This is a genomic window from Sphingomonas sp. R86520 (assembly GCF_042466285.1).
GTDB lineage: Bacteria > Pseudomonadota > Alphaproteobacteria > Sphingomonadales > Sphingomonadaceae > Sphingomonas.
In genome coordinates this window covers 3,208,304-3,221,346 of the sequence record NZ_JAXHBZ010000001.1, presented here as the reverse complement: position 1 = coordinate 3,221,346, position 13,043 = coordinate 3,208,304, and the positions used below count along the sequence as shown (strand labels likewise).

The window sequence follows — 13,043 nt, the reverse complement described above, 5'->3', positions numbered from 1 at the left end:
ACGCGTGCGATTGTCGAAGCTCGGATAGCAGGAGAAGCGAAATGGCATTCTGGGATATCGGGTTCCGTCACATCGTCGACGTCGACGGGCAGCTGCTGGCGATCGATGCGGAGGTCATCGACACGGCATCCCTTCTCGCGAAGGCAGGCCGGCCCGTCGATCGTACGCTCTGGCTCGTCCGCGCGGGCGAGCGCTTTCTCGTGAAGCCTCGGCAGCTCGTGCGCCCGTCGCAGGACGAGGTCCTGTTCTTCGAGACCGAGGAAATGGTCCAAACTCGATCTTTTCTGCGCTTGGCGGCCTGAGAAGCAGACGTCTTCAAGAGGGGGGACAGCGCTTGGGGCGCCCCAACAGGTTAGGGACCGTCCCGTCCCCCCTCTCAGTGAAGCTGGCCATGATGATGCCGTTCGAGCTGAAACCCTCGGGCGTAGTTGTCAGTGGGTTTGAACACGATTGGGAAGACGCGCACCGCGCATTGAGCTCGGTTCAGCGGAATAGGGGCTCAGCGAGTCGTTGTTGGTTTACGTTGCCTACGTAGGATGATCCCTTACAAGTGCGGGTAGGCACAAGGGGGAACGGTTTGTCGGCACATTCTTCAACGTCGGCATGGGTACGTTTTCTACGCAACTACGGCCCCATTCCCACCAACGACAACATGTACGACGAGTCCATCCAGCGTGCGTTGAAGCGTCACAAGATCGCCCCGATAACGCTGCCGGCGCCATTGGTTGGCAGGCTGGTCGCGAACTTCGAAGGCGAGAATGCCATCTCGCACATCATCACCGGCACGGCGGGTGACGGAAAGACGTACCATTGCCGGGAAGTCTGGACCGCGCTCGGCGGGGACGCGGGTGTATGGAATGCGGGCGACAAGGTGCAGACCCTCAAGGTCGGCACCCGGACGCTCGTCATCGTCAAGGACCTGAGCGAACTTCGCGAGGACGAGAGCGCCGAGATCATCGTCGCCTTCGCCCGCGACGTCGCCGATCCCGCGGCCTCTACGACCTACCTTCTAGCCGCCAATCATGGGCAGCTCCTGGAGAAGCTCAAGTCCGCGCCGCCGAGCCCCGAGGTCGGGCGCGTCACCGCCGTCGTCGAGGAACTGCTGGTGACTGGCAGGAACCCCGATGCCGGCATCTCCGTCGGGCTGGACGATCTCAGCCGATCGCCGGCCGCGGAGATGGCGATGCAGATCATCGAGGAGGTCACCTCCCACGATGGCTGGGAGGGATGTGGAAGCTGCGCCGCCAATGCGGGCGATGGCATCTGTCCGATCTTCGAGAACCGCCGGCGTCTGACGGGGGAGGCGCCCGACGACCCCTTCAGGCGGCGCATCACCGCTCTCATCGAGCTGAGCGAGCGGAACGGCAACCACTTCCCCGTCCGGCAGCTGCTCGCACTGGTCGCCAACAGCATCCTGGGGCACCCCGACGCTCGTGACGGCCTGATGAGCTGCGCCGAGGTTCCGGCGATCGTCCAGAGCGGAAAGGCGGACCGCGCGAGCATCTACCGCAACATTTTCGGCGAGAACCTTCGGCCGAGCAAGGCGGAGAAGACCGAGCTCTTCCGCAAGCTGAACATGTTTGGCATCGGGGCCGAGACCAGCAACCGAGTCGACAATCTGCTCGTCTACGGAGCCGACGACCCGGCCTATGCGGACGACTATGCGCGGCTGGTGCTCGCCGATCCGATCTACGGTGCGACCCCCTCGTATGTCGGCGCCCAGCGGGTCTATCTCGAGGGCGCGGAGGGTACGGACCGGCGGGCGTTCCTCGGCGCCCTCCGCGCGCAGCGGCAGCGTCTGTTCTTCACCATGCCCGACGAACTGGCCGCGACGTACGATCTGTGGGATCTGACCGTCTTCCGGTATGCCGGTCTCTACCTCGACGTGGCGGCCAAGGTCGCGGACAGGCAGGCGGTGCCGCGACAGGCCGTGTCCATGGTCGTGCGCGGGCTGAACCGCATCTTCACGGGCATGCTGGCCCAGAACCAGGACGAGCTGGTTCTCGCCACGTCGGGCAGCTACTCGCAATCCAAGCGCAGCCCGCTTCTCGACGAGCTGATCTCCGTCCCTCGGCAGGGCGGCGAGGAGGTGTCGATCATAACGGACGGCGCCGGCGGCTTCTGCGTGTCGGTCAAACTCGTGCGTGGATCCGAGATCCCGCCCGTGACCCTGTCACTGTCGCCCACCCGGTTCGAGTTCCTCGGGCGCGTCGCGGAAGGCGCGCTGCCGAGCAGCTTCTCGCTCGAGTGTCACGAGGACCTCCTCGCCTTCAAGGCGCGGCTGCTCCGGGAGACGGAGAACCGGCGCAGGCTGGATGGTGACGACGAGATCAACGAGGGAGAGCTGATGCTCCGGTTCATCGACCTGGCCGGTGACGGTCGAGCGGTCGCGCGTCGCGTGGTGGTGCGGATATGACGATCGAGATACTGCCGCGCCCGACGAGCTTCGACGATCGGAGCGGGCCTGACTTCTGGATCGACGAGGCGATCTGGGGGCATCGTCTGTACGATGAGCAGACCCCGTGGTTGACCTTCCTGGAGTTCATGACCGTGCTGCTCGCGGAGCACCGGGAGGGGCGCGCGCTTCGCGAGGATGCGCTCAACAGCCTGTCCTACCGTCCGCAGCTGCAGCTCCGCCTGCGCAACCTCGTGTTCAACAACCCGCACATCATGACCGTGCTGGCGGAGGATCGTGCGGATGACGCGTCCTGGACGAGCTGGCTCGAAAAGATCACGGAGACGGCGGGTGGTCTCGACAAGCCGGATTTCACGTATCTCCGCGATCGCTTCGAGAGCTTCCAGGACTTCGCGGCCGTCATAGGTTTCCTCCAGGGGTCGGCCATCGAAGGGACCAGCAACAAGCGCTGGAGTTCGAAGTTCGTCTTTCCGTTCGGTCCGAACGCCCTCTACGAGGATGCGAACGTCAATCCGCGCGGCGGGGTCTCGAACGACCGCCGCTTCTTCGCCCGCACCGGCGAGCTCCTCTACCTGATGCTGTGCCGGAGCCGCGATGCGGATGCCCTGCGCGGCCTTCTCGTCAGCCGGTTCCTCGAGAACGCGGCACCCTACGACCGCATGGCCCGCGCCATCCAGGGGGACCCGCAGCTGGCGAAGTCGGAGCGCGCAGGCGCGTTTCTGCCATGTGCGTCCCACAAGCTGTTCGACCGTCTGGCCGAGGACTGGCTCGCGATCCTCAGCCTGCCGATCCCCGCATATGACGCCATACCGCATCTGGTGACGATGACGGGGCTGAACATGATGCTCTACCAGCTCGAACGCGCCCGTGATGTGCTGGATCAGGATCCGGTGCGGCTGGTCTGCGAGATCGTCTCGCCGAGGAAGTCGGTGGTGCGCGACCTCTCGGCGGATTCGTATCAGCGGAACAACGGACTGCCGCAGCAGGCGGTCGACCGCTTCGTCCGGCAAGTCGCCGAGACCGAGGAGTGGCAGGCCGCGACCGCATCCGACGATCCAGTCCTGAACGCCGGCGACATTCTGCGAAAGGCCTTCGGATGGCCGGATGCGGATGACGACGACATCGCCCCCGACCCGGCCGCGCTCATCGAGCAGCTCGCGGCGCGCGCGCTCAGTCGGCACAAGCAGCACATCGGCAAGATCCACATGACGTGGTCACGCGCGATCGGGCTTTCCTCACGTCGGTCCAGCCGCCGGGTCCGCTACGCCCCGACCGATCGTCTGCTGAAGACGCTCGTGGTGTGCTCGGTCTCGAAGCGTCTCGAGTTCCGGGATTTCCTCGCACTGCTCCACGATCGCTACGGCATCGTGATAGGCGACGCGCAGGCCCGCGATTTCGTGGCGAGCGGTGACGCCGATCAGGAGGACTTCTCGGACAACGCCCGTCGGCTCGAGGAGCGGCTGGCGAGCCTTGGCCTCTTGAAGCGGCTGTCGGACTCGTGCGCCTATGTCGAAAATCCCTTTCAGCGAGCCCAAGCCGCGTGACACCATCTGATCTCATCGGCGCCGCCGGCGCCGCATCCATCCGCCAGCGACTTTCGGCCATCGGTGATGGCGAAGGTGTGGCGCGCTACCTCCTGGACCGACTGACGGGCGAACAGGTGGCGGCGATCACGAGCGCGCTGCTCGTCGATCCCCAGACCGACGCGTTGCTCAAGATCCAGTTGCCGCGAACGCTGATCGGCGGGTTCGATCTGCCCGACCACGTCGTCACGGACGAGAGGACCGTCGCGATCCGGCATGCCGAATGTGACCGGCCCGCGCTTCTCCTGGCCAACACCGACGACGATCAGGGCGCCTCGCTCGGCGACGTGACGCTGATCGGCGCGAAGCAGTTGACCGAGGACTCCGAACCCTGGGTCGGAGCAGCGGCGGCCGGGTTGGGGCTTCCCGACAACCAGCTCTCGGCGTGGCGGGCCGCGCTCAAGGGGCTCAACGCGGCCGACGACTGGACCCTTCATCAGATCTCCAACTACGTGGCGCTCACGCGCGAGCGGATCGCGGATGAGTCGACGACGGTCTCCGACGCGTTGGGCTGGGCTCTGCCCGCGCTCCACCTCCCGCGCGACAGCGGCTACTTCCTCGGCATCCGGGACAAGGATCTCGAGAAGTCGCGGAGCTGGAGCCGGCTGTTCGAAAAGCTGGTGTCGGACCGGCGGCCGCTGCTCGCCAAGCAGCGCCCCAACCGCCAGATCATCGAGAGTGACGATCTGCGCAGCCAGTTCGAGGGCGTCAGGGAGGACATCCCGGCCGAGGTCCATCCGGCGATCGAGGCCTTCATCGCCGCGACGCCGGGCTGGAACGCAGCCGCCGACGCGCTCGCGCAGTTCGAATGGGAAGGACAGAGTGTCCTCCAGCTCTTCTCCGGCATCAAGCTGAAGAAGACCACGCTGCCGCAGGAGACGCTGTCCTTCTTCGAGTTCACCTTGCCCGATCGGCTCAGTCCGAAGGACGTCGACTACCTCGAGGCATTGAAGTCGAGGTCGCTGAAGGAGACGCGGGATGATGATCGGGAATTCTTCGAGACCCACCGCGACGACCTGAGCCAGGACAAGGCGCTCCGCGTGAAGTGGGAGCGCTTCATCTTCGGCCGGCCGATCGAGTGCAACGACTTCCTGGAAGGAGTTCTGCGTGCGTTGGAGCGCCTGTTCGGACAGATCAACTTCGCGAGCAAGCGCACGCTGACCATCCGTGCCGCTCGGCGCAGTCGGTCCCAGGTCTTGGACATCAACGCCGACGTCGGCCTGGCGTTCGGGCTCCGCTATCGTGGCCTGCCGGCGCTCATGGGCACGGCCGTCGAGTGGGATGTGCCCTACCTGTTCGAGTATGAGGAACTGCTCGACAGGGCCAAGAAGCGGAAGAAGTATCGCCGGAACGAGTCGAGCTCGCGGGCCGCGCTCCAGATCAAGTTCGACGTGGTGCTGACCTCGGGGTCCGAGCGTGCGACGGTCCAGCTGATCTGGATAGCGCAGCCGAACGCCATCGGGTTCGAACTGCCGAAGGACCTCGCGCGCCTGTTGAAGCGGCCTATGACCCGTAGCAGCGTCGCCCGGTTGCCGGTCAGCCGCAAGGGTGCTCTGCAGTCGGTTTCGCTCGCCGACGTCGGAACGCTGCAGCCCGCCTTCGGGCAGGACGCCGGTTCCCTGGTGCCGCGCACGGCGAGCGGCGAGGACGTCGGCAAGGCGTTCTCCAAGGCGCTGAAGGCCGCCGCGCAGAGCGGTCGCATCGATCCGTCCGGGGTTTCGGCGATCGGTTCGGCCTGGACGGCTTTCGAGACCGCGTACGTCGGTGCCATCGGCGCGCTCCAGGTTTCGGGCTACGCATCGGCCGGCCTCATCGAGCAGGCAGCGACCTACGGGACGTTGCTGAACACGCTCTCCGCGCACGCTCCCGGAGACCTCAACCGCCGGGACCTGTGGGAGCCGGTGCTGAGCCTCGGCGTCGTCCCGGTGGCCGGCAGCGCACCCTCGGCGATCGTGGCGCCGTGGCATCCGCTTCGGCTCGCGGCATCCGCGGTCAAGATGCGGTCGGTCGCCGGCCTCGCCGGATACCTGCTTTCCGACGTCGAAGTGAATTTCGGCGACTCCCGCCTGTTCTTCTCCGATCTCCGCGACGAGCTCGCGCATCCGCTCTACCCCGAGATCGCGGTGGGATACGACGGCAGCGAGGCCGTGCTCCTTTCCGACACCGGGACTGTGAACGACTACAGCCTGCTCGAACGCCCGGTGCGCGATCCGTCCGAGGCGACGACCGACGTCGACCCGGCCGAGGCGGCCAAGCAGATACGGGCACTGCTCGAACGATATCTCGATCTGCAACCGCACGAGAGGTCGAACCTCTCCATCATGCTGTTCAACTGCGATGCGGCCGGCCTGCCGCTCGCGACGGTGAACGGTCTGAGTTCGGTGCAGGACCAGGAGGAGGTGCACTGCAACGTCCTGGTGCGGCATCGCGACCGGACCCGGCTCTCCCGCGTCTATGGCGAACTGCTCGACCGTTCGGAAGGCGATCCGGATGCGGTGGTCGTCAGCGAGACCTCGCGCAACTTCATGTCCAAGCTCCGCATCGGCGTGATGCTCGACAGCGGTACCGTGCGTCCGGGGAACGCCACCCGCGAGATCGACGTCGCATTCCTTCACGACGTCGTGTCGCGCCAGGCGCGCGAGCAGTGGTTCCCGGTCCCGGCGGCAGGTTCGAATCCCGGTCTGCTCGAGCATGTGCCGGCGCGCTGGTCCTATCGTCGGGTGACGGCTGAGGACGAGCTGAAGGCGACGGTCTACCTCACGTGCCCGAGGCAGCCGGACGCCGGCTGGTCCTATGTCGACGCCGTCGCGAACGTGATCCGCCGGCAATCGCACGGCGCGGGCGAACACTACCTCCCGGCGCGGCAGATCTCCTTTCAGGACTCGGGCCTCAAGGCGATGTTCGACGAGGTGCATGAGATGGCCGAATGGGTCGCGACCTACGACGACCTCCTCGACAAGCGGCAGCTCGCCGCGCAGGGCATCAGCGTCATACGGTACCGGCGGCAACGGACGCACGGGCGCAACATCGTCGTGTCCTCCACCTCCGAACTCCGCATCCTCAACGTGCTCGTTCGCAGACGGCTGACCGAACTCTCGCTGGGTCTCGATGACGAGCGCGTCTCAGCGCTCGCGCGCCGGATGATCGACGACGCGAATTCGATCTCCGGCGACATCGTGCTGCGCGCCGCCAAGCGCGGCGTGTCGGCCGGCGAGCTGATCGGACTGGTGCTGAGCCGCGCGCTCGTCGCGGAGGAGCTGCGCCCTCAGGCCGCGGTCGCCTGGTTCCTTCTCGATGACTACGCCGAGTGGCTCGGCCAGCGCGAGGAGGGCATCGCCGACATCCTTGCGCTGTGCCTGGTCGAGGGTGAGGATGGAGCACCCCGCCTGCGCGCGATCGTCACCGAGGCGAAGTATGTCGATCAGTCCGGATCGGCGGAGGCCAGCCGCAAGTCGCAGCAGCAACTGCGGCAGACGGTCGCACGCATCGACGACGCGCTTTTCGGTGATCCCGGGCGGCTCGATCGCGACCTGTGGCTGTCGAGGATCGCGGACCTTCTCCTGGACGGCACCGCGGCTCTCGGACAGGCCTCGCTGCTGGAACAGGTCCGTGACGGAATCCGGCGCGGCGCCGTTCCGATCGATCTGCGTGGCTATTCCCACATCTTCATCTCCGGGCCCGCGTCCGACGGCAGCAGTCTGGGCGAGCAGGATCCGGTTCCGGGCGTGAGCGATGGCCTTCAGGAGACCTTCACGCGTGAAGGTCTCCGCCAGTTGATCAAGGCGTATGAGGCCGGCAAGCCTCTGAAGCCGATCAGATCCGGCTTGGGGGAGACCGACAGCTGGGAGCGGCCGTCCTATCGCGATCCGGCGCCCCGTGTGGACTGGACGAAGGCGATCACGCTCGAGCCGGAGCGCGAAGTGCCCATTACTCCCGTCGTGCACGACTATGACGAGGACGAGGACGAAGAAGGGGCCCCGTCGCCGGCCGTCGGCGGCCCGACGACGGCCGAACCGTCATCCGCGGTCGCCATCGGAGGCGGGGCCAGCATCCCGCCGACTGAGGGTCACGTTGATCCGTACGTCGCGCAGGTGCCACCGGCCACGGACGGTGACGGTGTTCCCGTCGGACAGGGGGAAGCCGTCGAGATGACGGTCAGCCAGTCGCCGACTTCTGCGACGTCGGCCGGGGCGGCCTCGACGCTCGCCATCGGACCTCTGATCGAGGCGCGTGCGCAGGAGGTTCATCAGGACTCGGCGGATGAGCAGGCCTGGCTCGAGGCGACGGCCCAGAAGCTGCGCTCGGCGTTGATGGGATACAGCCTGCAGGCCAAGGTCCTGGGGACGCGGCTGACTCCCAACGCGGCGCTCATACGCTTCATGGGCAGCGATCGGCTGAGCGTGCAGGACATCGAAGGCAGGCAGTCGGCGCTGCTGACGACGCACGGAATGCGGGTGATCTCGATCTCCCCCCTTCCGGGCGAGATCGTCGTCGGCGTGGCCCGACCACAGCGACAGGTGGTGTCGCTGTGGGATGTCTGGGGCCGGAGGGCGCTGAACCGGAATGCGGCCGGCGTGAACATGTCGTTCGTGCTCGGGCTGAAGGAGCTCGACGGCGAGATCCTCTATCTCAATCTCGGCGGTCCCTTCGCGGGCGGCCAGGGGCATGAGCCCCACACGCTCGTGGCGGGTGCGACGGGATCGGGGAAGTCGGTGCTGATCCAGGCGCTGCTGCTGGACATCGCCGCCACGAACACCAGCGATCTCGCCCACATCTATCTGATCGATCCGAAGATGGGCGTCGATTACGCGGCGGTCGAACGGTTGCCCCATCTGCAGGGCGGCGTCATCGTGGATCAGACGCGGGCGGTCGAGGTGATGGAGCTGCTCGTCGCCGAGATGGAGCGTCGGTACGAGCTGTTCCGGACCAATGGCGCCCGCGACATCCGCGCCTTCAACACCAAGGTCGTCCCGGCCGAGCGGCTTCCGTACGTCTTTCTCGTCCACGACGAGTTCGCGGAGTGGATGCTGACCGAGGAGTACAAGACGGCGGTCACAGCGAACGTGTCGCGTCTGGGCGTGAAGGCCCGCGCTGCCGGCATGCACCTGATCTTCGCGGCGCAGCGCCCGGACGCCAACGTCATGCCGATGCAGTTGCGGGACAATCTCGGCAACCGACTGATCCTGAAGGTGGCAAGCGTCGGCACGTCGGAGATCGCGCTGGGCGTGAAGGGGGCAGAGCAGCTGCTCGGTCTGGGCCATCTGGCGGCGCGCCTCAGCGGTGAACCCTCGATCATCTACGCGCAGGCTCCGTACCTCGACGACGACGACATCGATCTCGCAGTCGATGCGATCTGTGCCGCCGATGGCGTCGCAGTGCGATCCGATTGATCCGGCGCGGTATCAGTTCGCCGCGGGAAGGTCGGCGTCCGCCTCCCGGTTCTGTTCGCGGATGAGGTCGATGAACGCGCGGAGGCCGGCCGGTATGTGGCGACGTCCCGGATAGTAGAGGCACAGGCCGGGGTAGGGTGGGCTCCAGTCTTCGAGCACCGGGATGAGTTCGCCGGCGGCGATATGGGTTCGGGCCGACCATTCGCTGACGTAGCAGAGGCCCGCGCCTTCGAGCGCGGCCTCCAGGATCAGGCTCATCTCGTCGAGCGTGAGCGAGCCTGGAACGTCGATGTCGATTGCCTCTCCGCGGCGCTCGAACTCCCAACGCCACACGGAACCGGTGGCCATCCGGGCGCGGATGCATCGGTGACGCAGCAGGTCGGCCGGCACCTGCGGCCTGTCCCTGTCCGCGAAGTACGCCGGGGAGCCGACCACGACCATCCTGATCTCACCGCCGATCGGGACCGCGATCATGTCCTGCGGCACCGCCTCCATGATACGGATGCCTGCGTCGAAGCCCTGCTGGACGATGTCCACGAGGCGCCCTTCCGTCACCAGTACGAGCTCCATCTCGGGATATCGGCGGAGGTATTCCAGCACGAGCGGCGTCAGGACCATCCGTCCCGCACCGGCGGAGGTGTTGATGCGCAGAGTGCCTGTCGGGGTGTCGCGGTGATTGTTGATCTCCTCTATCGCCCCGCTGATCTCCGCTAGCGCCGGGGCGAGCCTTGCGATGAACTGCGCGCCGGCGTCCGTCGGGGAGACGCTTCGCGTCGTGCGGTTGAACAGCCTTGCACCGAGACGGGCCTCGAGCGCCGAGACCGCGTGACTGAGCGCGGAGGTCGACACTCCCAACTCGTCCGCCGCGGCCCGGAAGCTGCCTCGGCGCGCGATCGCCACGACGGCTTCGTATTCACCTAGTCCGGTCTTCATTGTCCGACTTTCCTCATCAACGCATCCACGATTATCCGCCTAATCGGTGATACGGAAGGCACCTAGATGTGGGTCCGAAGGAGACCTCTCATGAAGATCGTTGACAGCATTTATATCGATGGCGCGTTCGTCGCCCCACACGGCGCCGAGATGTTCGACCTCCACAATCCCGCGACCGCGGACGTCATCGGACAGGTCCGCCTCGGCGACGAGGAGGACACGCGCGCCGCGATCGCCGCCGCCAAGCGCGCATTCCCCGAAATGGCGCGGACCTCGAAGTCGCAGCGTCTCGAAATGCTCGCCCGTCTGGGCGAGGCGCTGACAACCCGTCGCGAGGATCTCATCGAGGCGGTCATCGAGGAGTACGGCGCGCCCATCTCCCGCTCGGCGTGGATGGCGGATCATGCCATCAACGTGTTCCGCCTCGCGGCCCAGACTCTGGAAGGTTATGAACTGGAGCGGCAGATCGGTACCGCCCGCGTCACGATGGAGCCGCTCGGGGTGGTCGGCCTCATCACGCCGTGGAACGCGAACCCCGGCTTCATCGCCGGGAAGCTCGCGATGGTGATCGCATCCGGCTCCACCTGCGTCATCAAGCCGAGCGAGATGAGCGCCCTGCAGACGCAGATCGTCGCCGAGGCCTTTCACGAAGCCGGTCTTCCGGCAGGCGTGTACAACATCGTGAACGGCCGGGGGGACGTCGTCGGGGCGGAACTGAGCCGCAATCCCGATGTCGCGAAGATATCCTTCACGGGATCGACCGCGACCGGCCGTTCGATCCTGCGCAGCGCTGCCGACACCTTCAAACGGGTGACGCTGGAACTGGGCGGCAAGTCCCCGATGGTGATCATGGACGACGCCGATTTCGAGGCGGCCATACCCTTCGTCCTTAACTCCGGTTTCGGGAACAGCGGGCAGGCGTGCATCGCGGGCACGCGGATCCTGGTGCCATCGCGTAGATTGGGTGAGTTCGAGGCGGCGATCCAGGCGGGTCTTGGTGCCTTCCCATCCGGTGATCCGCGCGATCCGGCCATCGCGATCGGCCCGATGGTGAGCCGGCGGCAGTGGGACCGCGTGCAGTCCTACATCAGGCAGGGGCAGGCGGAGGGTGCGCGGCTCCTCGCTGGCGGGGAGGGACGCCCGGATGGCACGAGCGATGGCTGGTTCGTGAAGCCGACCATCTTCACGGACGTTCGGAACGACATGGTGATCGCGCGCGAGGAGATCTTCGGTCCGGTTCTCGCGATCATCCCGTACGAAACCGACGCGCAGGCCGTCGAGATCGCGAACGATACGGACTATGGCCTCCATGCCTATGTCGCGGGGGCCGACGAGGACCGGGCGCGCAGGGTCGCTGAACGGATCGTCGCGGGTCGGGTCATCATCAATGGTGCCCCCATGGAGATGAGCGCGCCGTTCGGGGGCTTCAAGCATTCCGGCATCGGTCGGGAGTACGGGACGTTCGGCCTCGATGCCTACCTGGAGCCCAAGGCGGTCATGGGGTGAGATGCGATTGGACGACCGATCCGTCCGCCGTGAAGGTGGAGCGGATCGGTCGTGCGACCTTGACGCAAGGCCTCGGGTGTCCCTGTCCCCGTACTCACGTAGGGGTGTCGGCCGCGCGGGACGCCGCTAGGTATCGAGACGCCGGGTCGTGGGATGCGGCACCGGCGCCGATCGAAGCGGCCGCGGCGTGGTCGGGATCTGTGCATTTGAGGAATGGTCGTGAACACGAAACCGGTAGTCTGTCTCGCACACCGTCATCTCTCGTTTCTGGGCGCGGGCCTTCGGGATCGTTACGACGTGATCACCGGCTGGGAGGCCTCGGACGATCCGAGGTTGAGGGAAACGCAGGCACTCGTCGTCGCGGGGGAGGTGCCGCTGGATAAAGCTCTCGTGCAGGGAATGCCCGCTCTCGGTCTCGTCGCGTGCGCCTCGACGGGGTACGATGGAATCGACGTCGCCTGGGCGCGAAGCCTGGGTCTGCAGCTGTCGCATGCACGTCACGTCAACGACGGTGACGTCGCTGACCACGCGCTCGGCTGCATAATCGGCCATTACCGCGACCTGGTGAGGGGCGGCGATTTCGTGCGCTCGGGCGAATGGCCTGCGCCGGGGACCCGCATCAATCGGTCGCTCGCGGGCTTGCGGCTTGGCATCATGGGCCTCGGCGACATCGGCCTCGCGGTCGCCGAGCGGGCGACCGCGTTCCGCATGGACGTCGCATGGTGGGGGCCGAGGGAGAAGGATACCCCGTGGCGGCGGGCGGCCAGTCTTCTGACCCTGGCGGACGAGAGCGACGTGCTGGTGGTCACTGCACGGTCCGACGCCACGAATCACGGCGTCGTCGGCCGTAAGGTCATCGAAGCGATCGGAGCCGCCGGCCTTCTCGTCAACGTAGCGCGCGGTCGACTGGTCGACGAGGACGCACTCGTGGCGGGCCTTCGATCGGGGCGGCTGGGCGGCGCGGCGCTCGACGTGTTCCAGGAGGAACCGACGCCGGCGTCGAAGTGGCAGGACGTTCCAAACCTTATCCTGACGCCTCACACCGCCGGGAGGACGCAGGAGAGTCTTGGCCGGATCTCCGACCAGCTACGCGGCAACCTGGCGGCGTTCTTTGGCGATCGACCTCTGCTGACGCCCATACGATAACCAGTCCGGGACAAATTTAGAGACCGATCCGGCGGCCCGCTGCCTTCGTTCGAGAAGATGGTTCGTCGA

General features: G+C 66.3%; 7 protein-coding genes. 6 read left to right on the top strand and 1 reads right to left on the bottom strand.

Annotated elements, in window-relative coordinates; translation table 11 throughout:
- Positions 1 to 41: 41 nt before the first annotated feature.
- The 4 genes from SJY41_RS14705 to SJY41_RS14690 all read left to right on the top strand — a co-directional run bounded on the left by SJY41_RS14705 (position 42) and on the right by SJY41_RS14690 (position 9,389).
- On the top strand, positions 42 to 302 hold the full coding sequence (locus tag SJY41_RS14705; protein WP_380782941.1) for a hypothetical protein: 261 nt from the start codon (positions 42 to 44) through the stop codon (positions 300 to 302).
- 377 nt (positions 303 to 679) lie between these two features.
- Positions 680 to 2,416: a hypothetical protein gene (locus SJY41_RS14700; RefSeq protein ID WP_380782939.1), complete on the top strand. Its 1,737-nt coding sequence runs from the start codon at positions 680 to 682 to the stop codon at positions 2,414 to 2,416.
- The gene (locus SJY41_RS14695) at positions 2,413 to 3,960 is read left to right on the top strand and encodes a hypothetical protein (RefSeq protein ID WP_380782937.1); all 1,548 of its coding nucleotides are present in this window, start codon (positions 2,413 to 2,415) and stop codon (positions 3,958 to 3,960) included. The genes SJY41_RS14700 and SJY41_RS14695 overlap by 4 nt, the downstream gene beginning before the upstream one ends.
- Positions 3,957 to 9,389, top strand: a complete 5,433-nt coding sequence (locus SJY41_RS14690) for an FtsK/SpoIIIE domain-containing protein (RefSeq protein ID WP_380782935.1) — start codon at positions 3,957 to 3,959, stop codon at positions 9,387 to 9,389. Before SJY41_RS14695 ends, SJY41_RS14690 begins: the two co-directional genes overlap by 4 nt.
- A 12-nt stretch (positions 9,390 to 9,401) precedes the next feature.
- Here SJY41_RS14690 and SJY41_RS14685 read toward each other — a convergent pair whose 3' ends face one another.
- Positions 9,402 to 10,322, bottom strand: a complete 921-nt coding sequence (locus SJY41_RS14685; RefSeq protein WP_380782933.1) for a LysR family transcriptional regulator — start codon at positions 10,320 to 10,322, stop codon at positions 9,402 to 9,404.
- Between the two features lie 90 nt (positions 10,323 to 10,412).
- Between SJY41_RS14685 and SJY41_RS14680 the strand changes: the two genes are divergently transcribed.
- Together SJY41_RS14680 and SJY41_RS14675 are read left to right on the top strand one after the other, a co-directional pair.
- Entirely contained in the window at positions 10,413 to 11,828 is a 1,416-nt protein-coding gene (locus SJY41_RS14680) for an aldehyde dehydrogenase family protein (RefSeq protein ID WP_380782931.1), read from the top strand.
- A gap of 213 nt (positions 11,829 to 12,041) precedes the next feature.
- Complete coding sequence (locus tag SJY41_RS14675) at positions 12,042 to 12,974, top strand: NAD(P)-dependent oxidoreductase (RefSeq protein ID WP_380782929.1); 933 nt, start codon at positions 12,042 to 12,044, stop codon at positions 12,972 to 12,974.
- Positions 12,975 to 13,043 lie beyond the last annotated feature (69 nt).